This is a genomic window from Methylobacterium sp. Leaf88 (assembly GCF_001422795.1).
In the GTDB taxonomy this organism is placed as follows: Bacteria; Pseudomonadota; Alphaproteobacteria; order Rhizobiales; family Beijerinckiaceae; genus Methylobacterium.
The window spans coordinates 44,138-66,067 of record NZ_LMMK01000020.1; the positions used below are offsets into that span (position 1 = coordinate 44,138).

A 21,930-nucleotide genomic window follows, 5' to 3' on the forward strand; every position below is an offset into this window, starting at 1 on the left:
TCGCAATCAGGCTTTCGGATAGCGGCGCGCGAGGAGGTCGTGGACGAGGCGGGCGGTCTGCACCTCGCCCCCCTCCGGCCGACCGGGTTTGGTGGACGGGTTCCAGCCATACAGGTCGAAATGGACGTGCGCCCGGGTGCCGGGGGCGAAGCGGCGCAGGAACAGGGCCGCCGTGATCGCCCCGGCGAAGGGGCCGCCGGAGACGTTGTTCAGGTCGGCGACCTTCGAATCGAGCAGGCGCGCATAGGGCTTGTGCAGGGGCAGGCGCCAGACCGGATCGGCGACGGCGATCCCGGCCTCGGACACCGCCGCGGCCAGCGCCTCGTCCTCGGTGAAGAAGGCCGGAAGGTCGGGTCCGAGCGCGACCCGTGCCGCACCCGTCAGGGTGGCGAAGTCGAGGAGCAGGTCCGGTGCGTCGGCATCCGCCAGGGCGAGGGCGTCGGCGAGGATCAGCCGCCCCTCGGCATCGGTGTTGCCGATCTCGACGGTGAGCCCGGCCCGGCTGCGGATCACGTCGCCCGGACGGAAGGCGCTGCCCGAGATGGCGTTCTCCACGGCCGGCACGATCAGGCGCAGGCGCAGGTGCAGCCCCGAGCCCATGACCATGTCGGCGACCGCCAGGGCGGCGGCGGCGCCACCCATGTCCTTCTTCATCAGCAGCATGCCGCTGGACGGTTTGATGTCGAGTCCGCCGGTGTCGAAGGCGACGCCCTTGCCGACCAGGGTCACGCGGGGCGCGTCCGTCGGTCCCCAGGCGAGGTCGATGAGGCGCGGGGCCCGCGGCGAGGCCGCCCCGACCGTGTGGACGAGGGGAAACGCCACGGCGAGGTCTTCCCCGGTCACGACCGAGACGGTGGCGCCGTGGCGCTCGGCGACCGCGCGCACCGCGGCCTCGATCTCCGCCGGCCCCAGGTCGTTCGCCGGCGTGTTCACGAGGTCGCGGCCCCGCGCCACGGCCTCGGCGATGCGGGTGACGGCCGCACCGTCGACCCCGTCCGGTACGACGAGGGCCGGGCGCTCGGAGCCGACCTCGCGGTAGCGTGCGAAGCGATAGCTCCCGAGGAGCCAGGCGAGGGAAGCGGCGCCGGCATCGAACCCGTCCGCGGGAACGAGGCGATAGGTGCCGGGCGGCAGGGCGCCGGGGAGCTTGCCGGCGATCAGCGGATCGCTGCGATCGCCCAGGCCGAACAGGATCTGCCCCAGCCGACCGTCGGCCGCCGGGAGGAGGGCGATCCGCCCGGCCTTCGGCACGAACTCGGTCGCGCGGGCATAGGCCGCCTGCGGGGCCGGCAGCGCCGCCTCGAGCCGGGGCCAGGTCTCCGGAGTGACGCTCAGGATCGGGATCGCGTCGCCCGGATCGGCAACGAGGCGGGACAGGGTCTGGATCATGGCGCTCGCGAGGACAGGGGCGGGAGATTAACGGCGGGTTAGGGTTAACGCTCTATCACCGGGGCAACGGGAGCGCGAAGCGCTCGCCGGAGCAAATCCTAGGCCCCTGCGGGCCGTCGTGGAGCGCGTCATGGTCCGGCCGCTGGTCAACTTCTCCCGGGTGCGCCCGATGCCCGTCCTGGCGGCAGCGCTCGTGGCGGCCCTCACCGCCGGTTGCCAGTCCCGGTCGCCGGAAACGACCGGCTCCATCGGGGGGATCTCCCTTCCGGGTTTCGGCCGCTCCCCGAGCCCTGCCGTCATCAGCCGACGGGAGGTCGAGGCCCTCGGCGAGAAGTACGCCGCCGACTCGAACGACCTGTCGCTGGCCCTGCGCTACGCCCAGGCCCTGCGCGCCACGAACCAGAAGACGCAGGCCGTCGCGGTCCTGCAGCAGGCGGCCCTGCGCAACCCGAAGAACAACACCGTCCTGGCTGCCTACGGCAAGAGCCTGTCCGAGGTCGGCCGGTTCCAGGAGGCGGCCGACGTCCTTCAGAACGCCCACACGCCGGCGCGTCCCGACTGGCGCGTCCTCTCCGCCCAGGGCGCGGTGGCGGACCAGCTCAACGACCATACCCGGGCCCAGGGCTTCTACGAGGCGGCGCTGAAGATCCAGCCGGACGATCCGGTCATCCTGTCGAACCTCGGACTCTCCTACGCCCTCGGCCGCCAGCTGCCGCAGGCCGAGGCGACCCTGCGGCGGGCCGCCGAACAGCCCCGCGCCGACGCACGGGTACGCCAGAACCTCGCCCTGGTGCTCGGGCTGCAGGGCAAGTTCGCCGAGGCGGACGCCGTCTCCCGCCAGGATCTCTCGCCCGAGGAAGCGGCGGCCAACACCGCGGCGCTGCGGGCCTTCGTGGCGCAGCCGAACAGCTGGAAGGCGCTGAAGGCCGCGGATGCCCGCAGCGCCCGGCCGATGCGCCCGGTCGCCTCTGGCCCGGCGGAATGAGGCCGTCTGCCCCCGATGGGGCGGGTGACTTGAGGTTAACCGCAGGTTAAGGCCCACGGCCTAGTTACAAGATGGACAGGACGCGGAGCGACGCCAGCCCGCGGCTGTGCCCCCGGAAGAGGAGAGCGCGTGCGTTGGGGGACTGATCGCTGGCGCTTCTATCGGCTGATCGGACGCGAAGTCGCGCGCTCGGTGCGCGACACCTATGCCCGGGTGACCGGCCGACCCGATATTCTGGCCCGCGCCCGCGTCACAGCGCTCGTCATCGCACCGCACGACCTGCGCACCAGCGACGCGACCTTCGCCGACGACATCTATGCCGGCCTGTTCGTCTTCGCCGGGCGCTCCCTGTCTGTGAGCGGTCGCTCGCCCTTCGACTACGCACCGCCCTCTCCGGAATGGGCCGACATCCTCTACGGCTTCGGCTGGCTGCGCCACCTGCGCGCGGCCGATACGGCCCTGGCCCGCGCCAATGCCCGCGCCTTCGTGGCCGATTTCATCGCCGGCCGGGGCGACGCGGCCCTCGCCCGGCCGACGCCGGTCGCCGCCCGCCGGCTGATCTCGTTCCTGTGCCAGTCGCCCCTCGTCCTGGAGGGGGCCGACCACGCCTTCTACCAGGCCTTCCTGAAGGCCCTCGGCAAAACGGCCCGCGACCTCGAGAGCGACCTGCGCCGGAGCATCGCCCCGCAGAACCGCCTGCTGGCGGCGGTGGCGCTCTGCTACGCGGGCCTGTGCTGCGACGGCATCCAGGCGATCCTGCGCCGCTCGACCCGCATCCTGGTGCGGGAACTCGAGCGACAGATCCTGCGCGACGGCGGCCATCGCAGCCGCGATCCGCGGTTCGCCATGGAACTGCTCCTCGACCTGCTGCCCCTGCGCCAAAGCTTCCTGTCGCGCAGCATCGACCCGCCGGAAGCGCTCCTGCACGCCATCGACCGCATGCTGCCGCTCCTGCGCCTGCTCCGGCACCCCGATGCGTCGCTGAGCCACTTCAACGGCATGGGCGCCACGGCGGCCGACCACCTCGCCACCCTGCTGGTCTACGACGGCGCCCTGGCCCAACCGATGATGCACGCGCCGAATTCCGGCTACGAGCGCCTGGAGGGCGGGCGGGTCCTCGTCGTCGCCGATGTCGGCGCGCCGCCGCCGCTGCCCGATTCCATCAACGCCGGGGCAGGGTGCCTGTCCTTCGAGATGTCGAGCGGCCCCCAGCGCATCGTCGTCAATTGCGGCCTGCCCGCGAGCGGACCCGAGTTGCGCCGTCTCGCCCGCAGCACCGCCGCCCATTCCACCGCGACGGTCGGCGACACCTCGTCCTGCCGCTTCCTCGTCGGGGGGGGAGCCTGGTACGAGCGCTGGGCCGTGACCTGGCTCTCGCACCGGATCGGACCCGTGATCCTGCGCGGCCCGCGCGACGTGAAGTCCGAGCGGACGACGGAGGAGGGCGCCACCATCCTGGCGGCGCGCCACGACGGCTATGCGGGCGATCTCGGCATCGTCCACGAACGACGCTGGCGCCTGGCGAGCAACGGCAACGTCCTCGAAGGCGAGGACGCCTTCCTGCGTCCGCCGGCCGGCAAGCGGGGCAAGGCCCGGCATCGGCCGCAGGAGGTGGCGGTGCGCTTTCACCTCCATCCGGCGATCGCCGCGCGCGGTCTCGACGACGGCCGCCTCGAACTGACCTCGCCGATCGGCGAAATCTGGCATTTCGGTGCCGAGGGCGTGCCCGTGGCCCTGGAGGAGAGCGTCTACTTCGCGGGGATCACCGGCGCCCGGCGCACCGACCAGATCGTGCTCTACCTGCCGGTCGCGGACGACACCCGCATCCGTTGGGGCTTCGCCCGGGTTCCGGCGCGCCAGGGCTGAGGGGACGACTGGCCGCAGCGCACAATTTCATGGTAGGCGCCGCTCAGTTTCTCGTCGCTTGCCTCCGGACGCAACGCCATGTCGCATGACCAGGTGCGGGTCACCCGCGCACTCCTCTCCGTCTCGGACAAGGACGGCCTCGTCGCGTTCGCCACCGCCCTCGACCGCCTCGGCATCGCGCTCGTGTCCACGGGCGGGACGCACAAGGCTCTGCGCGAGGCCGGACTCCCGGTCACCGAGGTCGCCGACCTGACCGGCTTTCCCGAGATGATGGACGGGCGGGTGAAGACCCTGCATCCCGGCGTCCACGGGGGCCTGCTGGCGGTGCGCGACAACCCCGAGCATCAGGCCGCCCTGGCGGCGCACGGGATCCGCGCCATCGATCTCCTGGTGGTCAACCTCTACCCGTTCGAGGCGACCGTGGCGAAGGGCGCCGCCTACGACGACTGCGTCGAGAACATCGACATCGGCGGCCCGGCAATGATCCGCGCAGCCTCGAAGAACCACGCCGACGTCGCGGTCGTGGTGGACGTCGCGGACTACGCCGATCTCCTCGCCGAGCTGGAGGCGAATGCCGGCAGCCTGCACGCGCAGACCCGCCGCCGCCTCGCCCAGAAGGCCTACGCCCGCACGGCGACCTACGATGCGGCCATCGCCAACTGGCTCGCCGGCCAGATCGAGAACGCGGCGACGCCCACCTATCGGGCTTTCGGTGGCAGCCTCGCCCAGCCCCTGCGCTACGGTGAGAATCCCCATCAGAGCGCGGCCTTCTACCGGTCTCCCGGCCTGCCGCGCCCGGGCGTCGCCACGGCGCGCCAGCTCCAGGGGAAGGACCTGTCCTACAACAACCTCAACGACACCGACGCGGCCTACGAATGCGTGGCCGAGTTCGACCCGGCGCGCTCGGCGGCGGTGGCGATCATCAAGCATGCCAATCCCTGCGGCGTGGCCGAGGGCGCGAGCCTCGTCGAAGCCTACGAGCGTGCCCTCAGCTGTGATCCGACATCCGCCTTCGGCGGCATCGTCGCCCTGAACCGCCCCCTGGATGCCGAGGCGGCGCGCCGGATCGTCGAGATCTTCACCGAAGTGATCATCGCACCGGACGCCACCGCGGAGGCGATCGCGATCGTCGCGGGCAAGAAGAACCTGCGCCTCCTCCTGGCCGACGGCCTGCCCGACCCGCGCGGGGCCGGCGAGACCGTGAAGACCCTCGCGGGCGGCCTCCTGGTCCAGGCCCGCGACGCCGCGGTGGTCGACGACATGCCGCTGACAGTCGTCACGCAGCGCGCGCCGTCGGAGCGCGAATACGCCGACCTGCGCTTCGCCTACCGGGTCGCGAAGCACGTCAAGTCAAACGCCATCGTGTATGCGCGCGACGGCGCGACGGTCGGCATCGGGGCCGGACAGATGTCGCGGGTGGATTCCGCGCGCATCGCCGCCTGGAAGGCCGCCGAGGGCGCCAAGCGCCTCGGCACGACCGAGAGCCTGGCCAAGGGCTCGGTGGTCGCATCCGACGCCTTCTTCCCCTTCGCCGATGGGCTGATCGCGGCGGCGGAAGCCGGCGCCACGGCGGTGATCCAGCCGGGCGGCTCGATGCGCGACGCCGACGTGATCAAGGCCGCCGACGCGGCGGGTCTCGCCATGGTGTTCACCGGCCACCGCCATTTCCGGCACTGACGCCTCGCCCGGGCGGCTGGGAACGGCTACGCTTCTTCGAGTCCACGAGGCCCGATCCCATGACTCATACGCACCAATCCAGCCGCCGCGACGAGCGCCGGGCGGCGGGCAAGCGCCTGCGCGAGCAGGTCTCGCGGGAGTCGCACGCCGACTGGCGGCCCGCACCGCAGCGCGATCCCCTCGCAGTCCTCGAGGCCGGGGAAACCGGCCGGCTCGCCGAGCTCGTGCCCCTGCGCCGCGAGCGAATGCGGGCCGACCCGTTCGCCTTCCTGCGCGGGGCCGCCGCCGTGATGGCGGCGGACCTCGAGGGCGTACCGGTGCCGGGCATCCCGGTTCAGGCCTGCGGCGACTGCCACATCGGCAATTTCGGCGTCTACCGCAGCCCCGAGGGGCAGACGCTGTTCGACATCAACGATTTCGACGAGACCCTGTGGAACGTCGACTTCACCGTCGACGTGAAGCGCCTCGCCGCCAGCATCGCCCTGGCCGCCCTGCCGCACGGCGCGGACAAGGCGCGACGGGCGGCGCGGGCCGGCGTCCGGGCCTATCGCGAACACATGCGCGAGCTCGCGGCCCTCTCGCCCCTGGCGATCTGGCACAGCCGGATCGACCTCGACCACGAGGTCGGGCGCCTCGGCGACGGCGACCTCTGCCGGCGCCTCCTGTCCGAGGCCGGGACCGAGAATGCCGATGGCCTCAGCCGTGGCGACGTGCCCACCCTCGCGGTGGCCCCGCACGAGACCGACCCGGTGGAGTGGCGCATCGCCGACAAGGCGCCGATCATCTTCCACGAGGGGCCCCGCGGCCTCACCGAGGCGGTGCGCGACGCGGCGGCGGCCCTGCTCGCCTACCCGCACAGCCTCACCGCCGACCGCTGGACCCTCCTCTCGCGCTACGCGCAGCGCGACGTCGCCTTCAAGGTCGTCGGCATCGGCTCGGTGGGGCTGGTCTGCGCCGTCGGGATCTACAGCGACGCGGACGGCGCCCCGCTGTTCCTGCAGATCAAGGAAGCCCGCCCGTCCGTGATCGGCCAGCTCGCGCTCACGCCGTTCAGCGTCGCCTCGGAGGGCCAGCGGGTCATCGACGGCCAGCGGATCATGCAGGCGGCGAGCGACCTCTTCCTCGGCACGACGGTCTCCGACGCGAGCGGCCGCTGCTACTACGTGCGCCAGCTGAAGAACCGGAAGCTGTCGGCGGTGGCGGAGATCCTCGCCGAGAGCGGCGCCAAGCCCTACGCCCGGCTCTGCGGCACGACCCTCGCCCGCGCCCATGCCCGCTCGGGCGATGCCGCGATGATCGCCGGCTATCTCGGCAAGGGGTCCGCCTTCGACGAGGCGGTCGCCGACTTCGCCATGGCGTATGCCCGCCAGAGCATCGCCGACCACGCCCTGCTGGTCACCGACTTCCTGACGACGCCTGAGCCTCAAGCCACCTGAAACGAAAAGGGCCCCGCCTCGCGGCGGGGCCCCTCGGGGGAGAGCCGGCCTCAGCGGACCGGGTTCTCGTCGTAGGTGAAGATGTCGCGGTCCTTGGTCTCCGGGATGAAGAGGAGGCCGATGACGAAGGTCATCGCCGCGATCGCGATCGGGTACCACAGGCCGTTATAGATGTTGCCGGTCTGGGCGACGATGGCGAAGGAGGTGGCCGGCAGCAGGCCGCCGAACCAGCCGTTGCCGATGTGATAGGGCAGCGACATCGAGGTGTAGCGGATGCGGGTCGGGAACAGCTCCACCAGGGCCGCCGCGATCGGGCCGTAGACCATCGTCACGTAGAGGACGAGGATCGTCAGGATGCCGATGACGATGAGCTTCTGGCCCGTGAAGATGTCGATCGGGTTGGCGACCTTCACGATGGTGGCGTTGCCGGCGGGCGCCGGGTAGCCGGCGGCGGTCAGGGCGGCGGGAACCGACTTGGCGAAGGCCGGGTCGGCGACGGGGAAGTCCTTGCCCGCGATGGTCACGATGGTCGGCGCGCCCGCGGCGACCGGCTCGGTGGTGTAGTTCACGGCCGAACGGGCGAGCAGCGCCTTGGCGACGTCGCACTCCTTGGTGAACTTGGCCGTACCCACCGGATTGAACTGGAACGAGCACTCGTCCGGGTTGGTCTTGACCACCACCGGCACCGTGGACTGCGCCTGGTAAAGCGCCGGGTTGGCGTTGGCGGTGAGCTGCTCGAACAGCGGGAAGTAGGTCAGCGCCGCGATCAGGCAGCCGCCGAGGATCACCGGCTTGCGCCCGATCTTGTCGGAGAGCGCGCCGAAGAACAGGAAGCCGCCGGTGGCGAGAAGCAGCGACCAGGCGATCAGCACGTTGGCGGTGAACTGGTCGACCTTGAGAATGCTCTGGAGGAAGAACAGGGCGTAGAACTGACCGGCGTACCAGACCACGGCCTGACCGGCGGTGAGGCCGAGGAGCGCGAGCAGCGCCCACTTGGCGTTGCGCCACTGGCCGAAGGCCTCCGAGAGCGGCGCCTTCGAGTGGGTGCCCTCTTCCTTCATCTTCTTGAAGGCCGGGCTCTCGTTCATCTGCAGGCGAATCCAGACGGAAATGCCGAGCAGCACGCAGGAGACGAGGAACGGGATGCGCCAGCCCCAGGCCTGGAAGGCCGTGATGGTGGTCTGGGTGCCGTCGGCGGCCGTGGTGACGGTGGGCGCGTAGGCGCCGTTCACGTAGCCCTGCGTCGACAGGATGATGACCAGCGAGAGCAGCAGGCCCAGCGTCGCCGTCGTCTGGATGAAGGCGGTGTAGAAGCCGCGGCGGCCGCGGGGCGCGTGCTCGGCCACGTAGACGGCGGCGCCACCGTACTCGCCGCCCAGAGCCAGGCCCTGCAGCATGCGCAGCGCCAGCAGCGTCACCGGGGCGACCCAGCCGATGCCGTAGCCGTTCAGGGTGTCGTAGGAGGGCAGCAGGCCGACGCAGAAGGTCGAGATGCCCATGATGAGGATGGTGATGAGGAAGGTGTGCTTGCGCCCGACCATATCGCCGAGCCGGCCGAACACCAGGGCGCCGAAGGGCCGGACCAGGAAGCCCGCCGCGAAGGCCAGCAGCGCAAAGATGTTCCGCGTCGCTTCCGGGTAGGCCGAGAAGAACTGCGCTCCGATGATCGTCGCGAGCGATCCATAAAGGTAGAAATCGTACCACTCGAAGACGGTACCGAGGGAGGAGGCGAGGATGACTTTCTTCTCGCCGGCGCTCATCGGCCGTGTGGCCGAATCGCTGACGGGAATTGCGCTGGACGCAACCATGGGACGTTTCTCCAAGTCTTGTTTTGCCCAGGCGTAGTCCGCCCGTGACGTGTTGGACCCTGCGGCGACCGCAGCACTGCGGCAAAAGCTGCCCGGACTGTTCAGCCCGCGGCTCGCCTGAGCCTAAGTCTGAGGACCCGCGGCTCAATGCTAGGCCATGCCACGTTTTCGCCCAAGTCCCCCGACGACCGCGAGAGATCGAATCCAGATATTTTTTTAGCCGTCCGCGAAGTTTTTTTGTCTTTGGCCGGGATTAAAGTCGGGCCCGGAAACGAAGAGGGGCGCGACTCGCGTCGCGCCCCCCTCGAGTGGCCTTTGTTTGCGTCAGCAGCGCCTAGTGCGCGTGGGCGCCGTCGGCACCGATTCCCGTCTCGGAGCGAACGAACTGCGCGTCGAACAGTGCGCGCTCGGCTTTCGCCCGCCGGGTGTTGTCGAGCTTCGAGACGAGGAAGATCGTCAGGAAGGCCAGCGGCATCGAGAACAGGGCCGGGTTGTCGTAGGGGAAGATCGCCACGGGATTGCCGAAGGTCGTCACCCAGACTGCCTTCGACAGCACCACCATCCCGACCGCCGCGACGAGGCCGACGAGGCCGCCGATAAGGGCACCCCAGGTGGTGGTGCCCTTCCACAGGATCGACATGGTCAGGACCGGGAAGTTGCAGCTGGCCGCCACCGAGAAGGCGAGGCCGACCATGAAGGCGACGTTCTGGTTCTCGAAGACGTAGCCGAGATAGATCGCCACGATGCCGATGACGACGGCGGCGATCTTGGAGAGCCGGACCTCCGCCGCCTCGTTGGTGCGCCCGCGGGCGATCACCTGAGCGTAAAGGTCGTGGCTGACCGCCGAGGCGCCGGCGAGCGTCAGGCCCGCCACCACCGCCAGGATGGTCGCGAAGGCCACGGCCGAGATGAAGCCCAGGAAGTACGGGCCGCCCACCGCGTTGGCGAGGTTCACCGCCACCATGTTGGTGCCGCCGATCATGCCCTTGAGCTTGTCGAAGGCGCCGGCCGCGTCGAGGGAGAAGTAGGCCGGGTCGGACATCAGCAGGGCGATACCGCCGAAACCGATGATGAAGGTGAGGATGTAGAAGTAGCCGATCAGGCCGGTGGCATAGAACACCGACTTGCGGGCCGCCTGGGCGTCCGACACCGTGAAGAAGCGCATCAGGATGTGCGGCAGGCCGGCCGTGCCGAACATCAGGCCGACACCCAGCGAGATCGCCTCGATCGGATTGTTGACGAGGCCGCCCGGCGCCATGATCGCGTCACCCTTGGGGTGGGTGGCGACGGCAGCGGCGAACAGGGTCTCGGGGTTGAAGCCGTACTTGTACAGCACGGCGCCGGCCATGAAGGTCGCCCCGCCCAGCAGCAGGCAGGCCTTGATCACCTGCACCCAGGTGGTCGCCTTCATGCCGCCGAAGGCCACGTAGACGATCATCAGCACGCCGACGATGATGACCGCGTAGAGGTAGGGCAGGCCGAACAGGAGCTGGATCAGCTTCCCCGCGCCGACCATCTGGGCGATCAGGTAGAACGCCACCACCACCAGCGTGCCGGTGGCCGAGATGATGCGGATCGAGGTCTGGTCGAGGCGGAAGGAGGCGACGTCCGCGAAGGTGAACTTGCCGAGGTTGCGCAGGCGCTCCGCGATCAGGAACAGCACGATCGGCCAGCCGACGAGGAAGCCGGTGGAGTAGATCAGGCCGTCGAAGCCCGAGGTGTAGACCAGGCCCGAGATGCCCAGGAACGAGGCGGCGGACATGTAGTCGCCCGCGATGGCCAGGGAGTTGGTGCCGGCCGAGATGCCGCCGCCGGCGGCATAGAAATCGGCCGCCGACTTGGTGCCTTTGGCGGCCTTGTAGGTGATGCCGAGGGTGAACAGCACGAAGAACGCGAACATGCCGATGGCCGGCCAGTTCGTCGCCGACTGCTTGACCGCGCCGAGATCGGGGCCCGCGGCGTAGGCCGCCGTCACGGCCAGGGCCGCCAGAGCGGTGCCGAGGACGAGGGGGTGCTTCGCGCGGATCATCGGCCGAGATCCCGCTTGAGGGCGGCGGTCAGCTGGTCGAAGCGGCCGTTGGCGCGCTGGACGTAGATGCCGGTGAGGATGAAGGCGAGCACGATCACGGCGACGCCGAGGACGAGGCCGAGGGAGGCGGTGCCGCCGCCGATCTTCACGGCGAGCAGCGCCTTGTCGAAGGCGATCAAGCCGATGAAGCCGAAATAGATCAGCAGCATGATGATGGTGAGGGTCCAGCCGAAGCGTGTCCGCTCGTGGACCAGTTCCTTGAAGTGCGGGCTCTGCGCGATCCGCGCAGTCTCCAGATCGGCCATGACGGTTTTCTCCCAGGGATCCGCCTCTTGTCAGGGCGGCTTCCGGATTGAAGGCGTGTGAATTGTCGGCGCAGCAAATTGCGCGGACACGGGGTTGCCGTATCCGCGCGATCGAAGGGAACGGGGCGCTCAGTGCGTCCGGTTCTGACGATTCTCGATGAGGTCGTCGACCACCGCCGGCTCGGCGAGCGTCGAGGTGTCACCCAACGAGGAGAACTCGTCCTCGGCGATCTTGCGCAGGATGCGGCGCATGATCTTGCCCGAGCGGGTTTTCGGCAGGCCCGGCGCGAACTGGATCAGATCCGGCGAGGCGATCGGACCGATCTCCTTGCGGACCCAGGTCACGAGTTCCTTGCGCAGTTCCTCCGAGCCCTCCTCGCCCTCCATCAGGGTGACGTAGGCGTAGATGCCCTGGCCCTTGACATTGTGGGGATACCCGACGACCGCGGCCTCTGAGACCTTCGGGTGCGCGACGAGGGAGGATTCCACCTCCGCCGTGCCCATCCGGTGGCCCGAGACGTTGATGACGTCGTCGACGCGGCCGGTAATCCAGTAATAGCCGTCCGCGTCGCGGCGGCAGCCGTCGCCGGTGAAGTAGTTGCCCGGATAGGTCGAGAAGTAAGTCTGCTCGAAGCGCTCGTGGTCGCCGTAGACCGTACGCATCTGGCCGGGCCAGGAATCCTTGATGCAGAGGTTGCCCTCGCACGGCCCGTCCAGCGTCTTACCCTCGGCATCGACCACGATGGGCTGGACACCGAAGAACGGCCGCGTCGCCGAGCCCGGCTTCAGCTTGGTCGCGCCCGGCAGGGGCGTGATCAGGATGCCGCCGGTCTCGGTCTGCCACCAGGTGTCGACGATGGGGCAGCGGGAATCGCCCACGACCTTGTAGTACCAGTCCCAGGCCTCCGGATTGATCGGTTCGCCGACCGAGCCGAGGACGCGCAGGGACGCGCGGGAGGTCTTCTTCACCGGGCCTTCGCCACCGCCCATGAGCGAGCGGATCGCCGTCGGGGCAGTGTAGAAGATGTTGACCTTGTGCTTGTCGACCACCTCCCAGAAGCGGGAGTTCGACGGATAGGTCGGGATTCCTTCGAACATCAGGGTCGTCGCGCCGTTCGCGAGGGGCCCGTAGACGATGTAGGAGTGGCCCGTGACCCAGCCGACATCGGCCGTGCACCAATAGACCTCGCCCTCGCGGTAATCGAAGACGTACTGGTGCGTCATCGAGGCGTAGACGAGGTAGCCGCCGGTGGTGTGGACGACGCCCTTCGGCTGACCGGTCGACCCCGACGTGTAGAGGATGAAGAGCGGGTGCTCGGCCTCCACCGGCTCGGCCGGGCATTCGTCGGTGACCTGGGCGGCGGCCTCGTCGTAATAGACGTCGCGGCCGGGCTCCATGGCGATCGACGACCCGGTGCGGCGCACCACGACCACGTGGTCGACGCTGTCCTGGGGCAGGCGCGCGATGGCGGCATCCACATTGGCCTTGAGCGGCACCTTGCGGCCGCCGCGCAGGCCCTCGTCCGCCGTGATGACCATCTTGGAGGCGCAGCCCTCGATGCGCCCGGCCAGCGAATCCGGCGAGAAGCCGCCGAACACGATGGAGTGGATGGCGCCGAGGCGGGCGCAGGCGAGCATCGCGTAGGCGGCCTCGGGGATCATCGGCAGGTAAATCGTGACCCGGTCGCCCTTGGACACGCCACGATTGCGCAGGACGTTGGCCATCTTGCCGACTTCAGAATGAAGCTGGCGATAGGTGATGTGCTTGGACTCGCTCGGGTCGTCGCCTTCCCAGATGATCGCGACCTGATCGCCCCGCGACGCGAGGTGGCGGTCGATGCAATTGTAAGCGACGTTCGTCCGCCCGTCCTCGAACCACTTGATCGAGATGTGACCGGGCTCGAAACTCGTGTTCTTCACTTTCGTGAAGGGTGTCATCCAGTCGATGCGCTTGCCATGCTCGCTCCAGAACCGCTCTGGATCGGTGACAGAGGCCTCGTACATGGCCAGGTACTTCGCGTTGTCGACGTGGGCGCCCTCGCTCCACGTCGAACGCACTTCGACCACCTTCTCGTCCATCGCGTTGTCCCTATCGGTGCCCGATCGTATCGCGACTGTTCACGCAGCCGGGTCTTCCAAATACCGTCATAGGCTCAACGAGATATTCCCCGCAAGCACCCATATGGCGCGGTGCGGGACAGGACCGGTCTTTTGTCTGAACACTCGTCAGTTGCACCCAATGCAAATGCCGGTCTCGACCTTCTTGTCGATGGCGCGCTGCTTGCGGGTGGTGTCCGACACGCGATCCTCTTCGGGGGCGGCCGCCCGGCCTGGGGGCTTGGTCACGCCGGTCGAAGTGATACTCCGGAACTGGCCGGCCGATCCCAGATTCGACTCGGTGCCGCTCTGTTGGGCCAGGGCCACCCCCGGCAGACCGATCGCCAGACCGGCGATCAACGTCAACGCACGCATCATCGTCTCCATGGCAGGGGAGGGGCTCCCCTCCGCTGTGAAAACAACGCGCGCTGCGTGGGCCGGTTGCAGCGACCCCGGCCCGGTGTCAGGCCCATTTCGTCGCTCCCGGCACGGGGAAGAGCATCTCCACCAGGGTTCCCTCGTCCTTCCGGCTGGAGATGCGGAAGCGACCGTGATTGGCCTCGGTCAACGCCTTGGTCAGCGGCAGCCCGAGTCCGGTACCGCGGGATGGTTCGACCCGGGAGCCCGACCGGAAGGGATGCAGGGCGCCCTCCATCTCGGCCGCCGTCATCCCGACCCCGGTATCGCGGATGCGCAGGGCGATCTCCCCGCGATCCGCGAGCGACGTCGACACGATGACCTGTCCGCCGGCCTCGGTCAGCGCGATGGCGTTCGCGATGACGTTCATGGTCGCCTGGCGCACGAAACGCTCGTCGGCCGAGAGAACCGGCAGGTCGGTGGAGAAGCTGGTGCGCAGGACGATGCGCCGGCGGACGGCCTCCGGGTGGAGGAGCGTGACGCAGTGCGTCACCACGTCGTTCAGCGCGATGTCCGCGACGACGCGGTCGATCTTCCCGGCCTCGATCCGCGCCAGGTCCAGTAGATCCGTGAGGAGATCCAGCAGGCGCGCGCCCGAGGCGTGCACCTCCCGGAGGGATACGCGGTAACGCTCCGACCCCACGGGACCGACGGTCTCGTCGACGAGGCCCCCGAGCGAATCGAGCATCTGCTTGACCGGCGCCTGAAGGGTCTGAGCGACCTGAGCCAGGAGCTCGGCCTGCTGGGGGATCGCCTCCCGTGCCGCGATCGAACTCCGCAGGTCGGCCCCGCTCCGGTCGGCGGCCGCGGCCTCGTCGCGGATCACGGCGCAGACACGTTCCTCCGCGTCCCCCGAGAGCGGCAGCACCTTCACCCGAAGGCGCCGTCCCGTGCCGCGCACCGCCACCGGCACCTCGTCCCGCACCATTGAGCCCGGCTCGGCATGCAGGCGTGCCAGCAGATCGACGGCATGCTCCGAGGCGAACAGGCCAAGGAAGCTCGCGCCCACCACCTCGCGCGGATCGAGCCCGAAGGTCTCGGCGGTCCGACGGTTCAAGGAGAGGATGCGGGCCTGGTGGTCGAGCAGCACGATGCCGTCCTCCAGCGCATCGAGGACCGCGCGGGCATCCACGCTATGGCGGGCGGCGAAATCCTGGGCGATCGCGGTCGCCGTCGCGGCGCGGGCTTCCTCGCTCGGCTCGGCATCGCGGGCGAGCAGGAGGTGGGCCGGTCGGCCGGCCCAATCGAGGGCGGAATGCTCGATCAGGACGCTGACCCGTCCGCCGTCCCGGGTCGTCAGCACCAGGGGTGCCTCACCCGCCGGTCGGGCCTGGGGATCGAGGCCACCGAACAGGTGCCCGATCCCACCGGCCGCCGTGAGATCCTCCCGCGTCGCGTACCCGACGAGGCGGAGGAGGGTCTGGTTGGCAAACAGCACGGTGTCGTCGCGATAGACCAAGACGCCGGAGGGGATGCGCTCCAGGGTCGCCACCATGGCGGCATCGGGCGACAGGTCGTCGGCCGACCGCGCGAACGGAACCGGAAACGGCATCACCGCGCAGGGAAGGCTGGGCTCGGCCTCCCTGTCCGAACGCTCGTCGCCCGCGAACCGGGCACCGAGGGCCCGTGCGATCTCGCGGAACGCCGCGTGCTCGTGGCTCGAGAGATGCGGATCGCCGGAATCGACCGCCGGCTCGACCGCCACATCGGCCTCGGTATGGGAGGCCGCGGGCGGGTCGGGCACGAGCGCGGCCGCGGTCGTCGCCTGGGCGGGCGCCGCCGCGACCGTCGGTGCCGGCGGCGCCGCGACGGGACCCGTGATCGACCGGATCTGCCCGAAGCCGCGACATCCCGATCCGGCCCGGCTCTTCGGAGCGCCGGACATTTCGAGATCGCAGAGGGCGCCATCCGCCGCGATCAACGTCAGCGGGATCGCCCGGAAGGTCCGCCCAAGATCGAGGGCGGCGAGAAGGCCGCCGGCATCGCGCAGGATGTCCGCATCCGCCAGCGCCTGCCAGCTCCGCCCCTCGAGGCGCCGGCGCAAGCCCGGTCCGGCCGCCGACGAAACCTGGAGGATCGTCCCCGCCGCGTCGCTTTCCCAGGTGAAGCGCTGCCGGGCGACGATCGGCTCCCCCGTCTCCACGACGGGTTCGCTTACGACCGGCGCGCCCGCGTGCTCCGCCGCGTCCGGCTCGGCGATCGCAGCCGTGTCGACGGCCGCTACACCGGGTGCGCGGCGCTTGCGGAGACCCTGCAGACGCATCGGGAGCGGCGAGTTCGCGAGGAGCACGACCGCGTCGCGCGACTCGGCGAGGGCAATGCGCATCACGCTGACCAGGACCGGCGGTGCCAGGCGCCGCGCATCGAGATGCAGGCGCATGAGCACCGGCTGGTCCTTTCGCAGGCGAGCCTGCGCGATCTGCTCGCCGAGCCTGAGCCCCGCGTCGACGCGGCCGTCCGCTCCGCTGATGCCGTCCCGGAGATTCGCGGCCCGCGGCGACGCGTGCAGGATGCGCGTCCCGTCCGCATCAAGGAGCAGAACCGCCGTCTTCGAATCGCTCAGGCTGGGGCCGAGGCGCGAATCATCCGCGCATCGACGCAGAGCCGCCTGAATCGCCCCGTCGTCGTTCCCGCCAGGCCCTGAGGCTCCACTCTCGAACATCCGCACCTGTTTCGCGTGACGAATCTTGGAACGTGACGTCCTTTTTACCGCGTCACCGCCTCTCCATAAGCCACGAGAGGGGCCGCCGCACGTTTACCTGTTGTCAACCTTAATGCGCCCGAGCAGGGTGGCATAGGGCCGGCGCTGTGCTATTGTGCAGTGCACAACGCGCCATCAACAACGAGATTGAGGAGAGGATAATGAACAGCACCCCGAATTACGAGGTTCCCGCCGAGATGCGCGATTTCGCCGAGAAGAGCGTCGATCAGGCCCGCAAGGCGTTCGACACCTTCATCAGCGCCGCCCGCCGCACCGCCGACACCGTGCAGGGCTCCGCCGAGATGGCGCGCACCAACGCCCAGGACGTGTCCGCCCGCGGCTTCGAATTCGCCGAGCAGAACGTGACGGCGGCGTTCGACCTCGCCCAGAAGCTCGTCCGCTCCCGCGACCTGCAGGAAGCGATGCAGCATCAGGCCGAGTTCGTTCGCAGCCAGTTCGCCGCCATCCAGGCTCAGGCCAAGGAATTCGGCGGCCTCGCCCAGTCGGCGATGCAGCAGAGCGCCGAGAAGGCCAAGGGTGCCATGCAGGAGGGCGCCGAGCACGCCCGCAAGGCGATGGAGCAGGGTTCCGAAGCCGCTCGCAAGGCCGGCAGCGATGCCGAGCAGGCCATGCGGAACGCCACCAACTCCTAAGTGTCGCTCCGCGAAGCCCTCACGGCTTCCGCCTTGCAGCCCGCTTCGCCCTTCGGCCAAGCGGGCTGTTCGCGTTCGAGCCCGGGCGTGCAGAGCGGCACCGGCTGCGATGCGAACCGTCGCGAACCCGACTTGCCCGCCCCGGGCGGGTCTCCTAACCCTGTCGCCGCGCTTGCCCGAGTGTTCCGGGCCGGCGCTGTCAACGAGGGCGTATGACCATGCGACGTATCTCCCGAGGCAGCCTGATCCTCACGGTCCTCGCCGGGCTTTTCGCGGCACAGGGCGCCAGCGCGCAATATGATGACGATGGCTACGACAGGCCGCCGCCGCGCCGCGCCTATGACGAGCGCCGCCTGCCGCCCCGTCGCGAGGTCGGCCTGAACTGCGATGCGGTGCAGTCGGGCCTGACCGGCTACCAGCCCTATTCCTGCCCGCTGCCGGGTCCGCGCCCCCTCGGTGCGCGCTGCTTCTGCGACATGCCGATCGCGCCCTTCAGCCCACCGCAGACCGCGGTCGGGCGCGTGGTCCCCTGAGCGGTCGACGATCCGACGCCCGGAACGCCGAAGGCCGCGTCATCCTTCCGGATGGCGCGGCCTTCGCGTGATCGTCCCTGTCGCGAAAAATCAGTTCAGAACGACGACCTTGGCTCCGACCTTCACACGCTCGTAGAGGTCGGTGACGTCCTCGTTGGTCATCCGGATGCATCCCGACGACACGGCCTGACCGATGGTATCCGGCTCGTTGGAGCCGTGAATGCGGTATTCGGTGTTGCCGATATACATGGCGCGGGCGCCCAGGGGGTTCTCGACGCCACCTGCCATGTAACGCGGCAGGTCGGGGCGACGGGCGATCATCGCGGCCGGGGGCGTCCACGACGGCCATTCCTTCTTCGCCGTCACCGTCTTGACGCCCGACCAGGTGAAGCCCGGACGGCCGACGCCGACGCCGTAGCGGATCGCTTCGCCATTCGGCATCACGAAGTAGAGGCGCCGCTCGGCCGTGGAGACCACGATCGTGCCCGGCTTGTAGTTGCCGTCGAAGGCCACGATCTCGCGCGGGATCGGGGCGACCTGCGCCTGGGGTGCCGCCTGGTAGCCCTGGCCGGCGGTGGCCGGGTAGCCGTACGGATCGTCGGTCGCGCGGCCGTAGCCGTAGGCCGGATCGGACGCGTAGTAATCCTCGCCGGCATTCGTGCCGAACGGATCATAGGGAGCCGCCACAACAGGGCTCGTGGAGAGAACGCAGACACCGAGTAGGCCTGCGAGGGCAGTCGCCAAGGTCTTCATGTTGGGTCCCTTACCTATGCCGTAACCTTTGCTATACAAGCGTAAGCATGGGGAGTGGTTCCACGGCCCGCGAGGATTCCGTCATTTTTGCGGCGCCCCCGGTTTTAATCCGTTCCTTCTGCCGCGTGCTGGACGGCGGCGACGTCGCGCTTCACCAGGGACTGCATGGCGGTGAAGACCCGACCGGCCAAGGCGGGATCGCCGGAACGATCGGCCAGGGCACACCCCAGCGGTCGCGCAGCCAGCCCTACGGGATATGGGAACTGCCCTCCGCCCGGCGCCCCCTCCGGAGCCGGTCGACGCCGCCCGATCCACGCAGGCACCCCTGATCGCGGAGGCCGTGCCGTCATCGGCCGCCACGTCGCCGTTCAGGGCCTGGAAGCTCTGCCCGCCGAGGGTGAAGCGGATCAGGATGACGTCGCCGGGCCAGGGGCCGCGGGCCCGCGGGAGGTGATCGGGGTGGGAGTCCGGCACCCGCGAGACGTCGTGGCGGATCGCCTCTTCTGCATTGCACGTGTACCGGAGGTTCGTGCAGATTGGCGCGCTGACCTTGACGCTCTTCTCGGAGATGACCGCATTCCCCCGCGTTGGTCCTCCGGGCGGCCTGGGCGAAGGCCGCGTCAGAGGTTTGCGGCGAGCGCGGCCCCATTCGTTTGGGAAGCCCATGGCCACCTGGGCCGCGCAGTCCTCCGCCGACCAGTGCCGCAGCCGCGTGATGTGGCAGGTGGCCTCGCCCTCCGGCGCGAAGGTGACGAGGCCGGTGGAGAGCGGTTTGGCCGAGGGGTCCCGGGCCGGGACAGAGGCGTTCGTGGAGACGATCCGGGGGTTCTTCATCGGTTCGAGGTTGAAGCCGGCGCTGGGAATCTCGCGCCGTCCGGGCCCCGCATGACGAATCAAGTCGCGCCGCCCGGCCCCAGGTCGGTCTCCGCCGCCGCCGCCACAAACGCCTTGCGGGCAAACCAGCGCCCGATCGCGTCCCGCTCGGTCCAGCAGCGACAGAGGACGGCGGGCGAGAGAGGGTCAGCGCTTCGGCTGGTTCATCGCCCAGAGCACCCCGAAGGGGTCGCGCAGCTGGCCGTAGCGATCCCCCCAGAACATGTCGGCCGGCGGCGTCACGGCGGTCGCGCCGGCCGCGACGGCATGGGCGTAGCGCGCATCGATGTCGTCGACCATCAGCATCAGGGAGAAGGCCTGCGGCGGCTGGAGCGCGTGCCCGTACTCGGGAAACGCGTCGCTCAGCATCAGCGACGCCCCGTTGACGTGGAGATGCACGTGCATCGTCCGTCCCTGGTCGTCGACGGGCAACGCGGCAGCGATCTCCGCCCCAAAGGCCCCGACGTAGAACTCCACCGCCTTCATCGCGCCCGCCACGGTCAGGTAGGCCACGAGGCCCCCCTTCACAGGGGCCGGTCCTTCGGGTCGATTCGCGCTGCTCATCGGGATGCTCTCCGCGCCGGCCGCCGACGCGCGTCCGCTCCCGGCGGGGCCGCCCTCGACGATGGATCGGCATCCCACAGGACCGGCCGGACTATTTCAAGCGGCCGCCCACGCGAAGCCTCGAAAGGACCGACCCGGCGCGGTACACGTCGACCCTTCCCGTGCGCCGGAAGCCGGGGCCTCGCCCCCCGCGGCCGAAAGGCTTGACCCCGGGCGGGACCCATGCCTTTTACGGGCGACGGCACCCCCGACTCCGTAGCTCAGCTGGATAGAGCAGCCGCCTTCTAAGCGGCAGGTCGTTGGTTCGAGCCCAACCGGGGTCGCCAGGTTCTTCTCAGAAAACTAAGATGGCAACTCGCGGGGGCGCCTTCATCTGGCGCCTCCCGGCGAGAACATTTGCGACCTATCGCCGGCCATTCTCCGGGTCTCCCGTCAAGTTCTCCTACGCCAAGTCCCACGCAGTCCCACCAAAAGCCGGAGCGGAGCCGAGGGCTCGCCGGACATGGAGACCCCATGCCCCACGCGACACCAGCTTCCCCGAGGGCAACGACTGCCGATAGCCACACGCACTGCTTCGCTTGGGGCAATTCGCGGTGGAGTCGGTCGACGGGGGTTCCAAGGGGGCCGCCGGGAAGCTCAAGGCCGACTACCTTTGCCTCGACCGGTTCGAGGAGATCATCCTCTGGTTTGACAACGACGAGTTTGGCCAGACCGCCCTCGAGGCATGCGTCAAGATGGTCAAGGTCCGCGTGGCCAACGCACCGGCTGGCATCAAGGATGCCGAAAACCTGATGAATCTCAAACGCTCCGGCGACATCATGACCTGACCGGCTGGCTTTGGACCGGGCTGATTTGAAGGATCAGCCAGGACCGAACCAGCTGGACATGCGGCGAGGTTATCTACGATCAGGCCCCAGCGGTTCTCCATCAGGGTGTGACCGATGAAGCAGAGCTTGGCTTCCATTCCCGAACTTTTACGGTAGAGGCGGGCTTCTCGGTCCGTGGTGCTCGCGCGGGTCTCGTTCGAGCGCGTCTGACCCCTGAAGTCGACCTCGACGTTGCGCCCGCCGGCGGACGGCGGCGGATCTTTCCCTTGATCGTTGCCGCCCTTATCCTTGGATTGAAGCATATGAATCGACGCCCAGGCCTCGATCAGCGTCCCGTCGACGCTGAAGAGATCGCTGGACAGAAGCCGCCTGACCCGGGGCTGGGCCAGCACGGCGGCCAGGAACTGGGCCGCGATCCCACCGGCCAGCAGCCGGTCCCGGTTCCGGGTGAAGCTCGAATGGTCCCAGGCCTGATCGTCGATGCCCAGCCTGACGAACCAGCGGAACAACAAGTCGAACGCCAGCCGCCCCATCAGTTGCCGCTCCGAGCGGATCGAGTAGAACATCTGCAGGAGCATGGCCCGTAGCAGCATCTCGGGCGGGATCGACGGATGACCCATCCGGGCCGCATAAAGCGCCGAGAACGACCCGCTCAGGGCCGCCAGCGCCTCGTCCGTCAGTGTCGGATGGCTCGCAGAGGATGATCGGACCGGACCCGAGCCCCAAGGGCCACATACGAGAACAACGCTCCCGAATGCCGATCCGAGCCCCGCATCTGCCTCCCCCGCTGACTGCCAGGGAGCAGTGAATCATGCCAACCCCTGGCACGCCACGGACTTCTTCAACACCCTGCTAAGACCATCCTCCTGCACGCCCGACGGACCTTCCTGGTGGCCGATCACACCAAGTTCACGCGCCGGCCGATGGTCGAGGTGGGACGCCTTGCGCAGATCGACGCGCTCTTCACGGACCGGCCGCCGCCGCCAGAAATCGTCGCCCTGATGGAACGGCACGGGG

18 protein-coding genes, 1 tRNA gene and 1 pseudogene are annotated in these 21,930 nt (G+C 69.2%); 9 read left to right on the top strand and 11 right to left on the bottom strand.

All coding sequences use genetic code 11. The features are described from left to right. Positions 1–6 precede the first annotated feature (6 nt). Positions 7–1,389 (bottom strand): leucyl aminopeptidase family protein, encoded by a 1,383-nt coding sequence (locus ASF20_RS11890; RefSeq protein ID WP_056274477.1) that lies wholly within the window; start codon positions 1,387–1,389, stop codon positions 7–9. 130 nt (positions 1,390–1,519) lie between these two features. Here ASF20_RS11890 and ASF20_RS11895 point away from each other — a divergent pair, with 130 nt between their 5' ends. From ASF20_RS11895 to ASF20_RS11910, 4 genes are all read left to right on the top strand, one after another. Next, positions 1,520–2,374 (top strand): tetratricopeptide repeat protein, encoded by an 855-nt coding sequence (locus tag ASF20_RS11895; protein WP_056222376.1) that lies wholly within the window; start codon positions 1,520–1,522, stop codon positions 2,372–2,374. Between the two features lie 129 nt (positions 2,375–2,503). Continuing rightward, entirely contained in the window at positions 2,504–4,240 is a 1,737-nt protein-coding gene (locus ASF20_RS11900; RefSeq protein WP_056274481.1) for a heparinase II/III family protein, read from the top strand. Positions 4,241–4,318: 78 nt separating this feature from the next. Next, entirely contained in the window at positions 4,319–5,917 is a 1,599-nt protein-coding gene (purH, locus tag ASF20_RS11905; protein ID WP_056274483.1) for a bifunctional phosphoribosylaminoimidazolecarboxamide formyltransferase/IMP cyclohydrolase, read from the top strand. Between the two features lie 59 nt (positions 5,918–5,976). Then, positions 5,977–7,353 (top strand): DUF2252 domain-containing protein, encoded by a 1,377-nt coding sequence (locus ASF20_RS11910; RefSeq protein ID WP_056274486.1) that lies wholly within the window; start codon positions 5,977–5,979, stop codon positions 7,351–7,353. A 50-nt stretch (positions 7,354–7,403) separates the two neighbouring features. Here the strand turns inward: ASF20_RS11910 and ASF20_RS11915 are convergent, their stop codons facing one another. From ASF20_RS11915 to ASF20_RS11940, 6 genes are all read right to left on the bottom strand, one after another. Further along, positions 7,404–9,161, bottom strand: a complete 1,758-nt coding sequence (locus tag ASF20_RS11915) for an MFS transporter (protein WP_056274489.1) — start codon at positions 9,159–9,161, stop codon at positions 7,404–7,406. A gap of 334 nt (positions 9,162–9,495) precedes the next feature. Continuing rightward, positions 9,496–11,190, bottom strand: a complete 1,695-nt coding sequence (locus ASF20_RS11920) for a cation acetate symporter (protein WP_056222351.1) — start codon at positions 11,188–11,190, stop codon at positions 9,496–9,498. Beyond that, on the bottom strand, positions 11,187–11,495 hold the full coding sequence (locus ASF20_RS11925; protein ID WP_056222348.1) for a DUF485 domain-containing protein: 309 nt from the start codon (positions 11,493–11,495) through the stop codon (positions 11,187–11,189). Before ASF20_RS11925 ends, ASF20_RS11920 begins: the two co-directional genes overlap by 4 nt. Positions 11,496–11,624: 129 nt before the next feature. Continuing rightward, positions 11,625–13,574, bottom strand: coding sequence for an acetate--CoA ligase (acs, locus tag ASF20_RS11930; RefSeq protein ID WP_056274492.1), 1,950 nt, complete (start codon positions 13,572–13,574; stop codon positions 11,625–11,627). A gap of 147 nt (positions 13,575–13,721) precedes the next feature. Further along, positions 13,722–13,979, bottom strand: coding sequence for a hypothetical protein (locus ASF20_RS11935; RefSeq protein WP_056274495.1), 258 nt, complete (start codon positions 13,977–13,979; stop codon positions 13,722–13,724). 76 nt (positions 13,980–14,055) lie between these two features. After that, positions 14,056–16,389, bottom strand: coding sequence for an ATP-binding protein (locus ASF20_RS11940; protein ID WP_156648050.1), 2,334 nt, complete (start codon positions 16,387–16,389; stop codon positions 14,056–14,058). Here ASF20_RS11940 and ASF20_RS24060 point away from each other — a divergent pair. The 3 genes from ASF20_RS24060 to ASF20_RS11950 all read left to right on the top strand — a co-directional run bounded on the left by ASF20_RS24060 (position 16,378) and on the right by ASF20_RS11950 (position 17,896). Beyond that, positions 16,378–16,653: a hypothetical protein gene (locus ASF20_RS24060; RefSeq protein WP_156648051.1), complete on the top strand. Its 276-nt coding sequence runs from the start codon at positions 16,378–16,380 to the stop codon at positions 16,651–16,653. The genes ASF20_RS11940 and ASF20_RS24060 overlap by 12 nt on opposite strands. 218 nt (positions 16,654–16,871) lie before the next feature. After that, positions 16,872–17,363 (top strand): phasin, encoded by a 492-nt coding sequence (locus ASF20_RS11945; RefSeq protein ID WP_056222335.1) that lies wholly within the window; start codon positions 16,872–16,874, stop codon positions 17,361–17,363. A gap of 212 nt (positions 17,364–17,575) precedes the next feature. Further along, positions 17,576–17,896: a hypothetical protein gene (locus ASF20_RS11950; RefSeq protein ID WP_156389648.1), complete on the top strand. Its 321-nt coding sequence runs from the start codon at positions 17,576–17,578 to the stop codon at positions 17,894–17,896. A gap of 90 nt (positions 17,897–17,986) precedes the next feature. On the opposite strand, the gene ASF20_RS11955 is transcribed toward ASF20_RS11950, so the two are convergent. Then, positions 17,987–18,649, bottom strand: coding sequence for a L,D-transpeptidase (locus ASF20_RS11955; RefSeq protein ID WP_056274503.1), 663 nt, complete (start codon positions 18,647–18,649; stop codon positions 17,987–17,989). A 664-nt stretch (positions 18,650–19,313) separates the two neighbouring features. Here ASF20_RS11955 and ASF20_RS24065 point away from each other — a divergent pair. Then, positions 19,314–19,538 (top strand): hypothetical protein, encoded by a 225-nt coding sequence (locus ASF20_RS24065; RefSeq protein ID WP_156648052.1) that lies wholly within the window; start codon positions 19,314–19,316, stop codon positions 19,536–19,538. A 131-nt stretch (positions 19,539–19,669) separates the two neighbouring features. Here ASF20_RS24065 and ASF20_RS11965 read toward each other — a convergent pair whose 3' ends face one another. After that, positions 19,670–20,086, bottom strand: a complete 417-nt coding sequence (locus tag ASF20_RS11965) for a glyoxalase/bleomycin resistance/extradiol dioxygenase family protein (protein WP_056274509.1) — start codon at positions 20,084–20,086, stop codon at positions 19,670–19,672. Between the two features lie 249 nt (positions 20,087–20,335). On the opposite strand from ASF20_RS11965, the gene ASF20_RS11970 reads away from it, so the two are divergent. Beyond that, positions 20,336–20,412, top strand: a tRNA-Arg gene (locus ASF20_RS11970). Positions 20,413–20,984: 572 nt separating this feature from the next. On the opposite strand, the pseudogene ASF20_RS11975 reads toward ASF20_RS11970, so the two are convergent. Both ASF20_RS11975 and ASF20_RS24070 read right to left on the bottom strand, forming a co-directional pair. Further along, positions 20,985–21,688: pseudogene (locus ASF20_RS11975) on the bottom strand (transposase); the annotation flags it as partial. 34 nt (positions 21,689–21,722) lie between these two features. Then, positions 21,723–21,926 (bottom strand): hypothetical protein, encoded by a 204-nt coding sequence (locus ASF20_RS24070; RefSeq protein WP_156648053.1) that lies wholly within the window; start codon positions 21,924–21,926, stop codon positions 21,723–21,725. Positions 21,927–21,930: the final 4 nt, after the last annotated feature.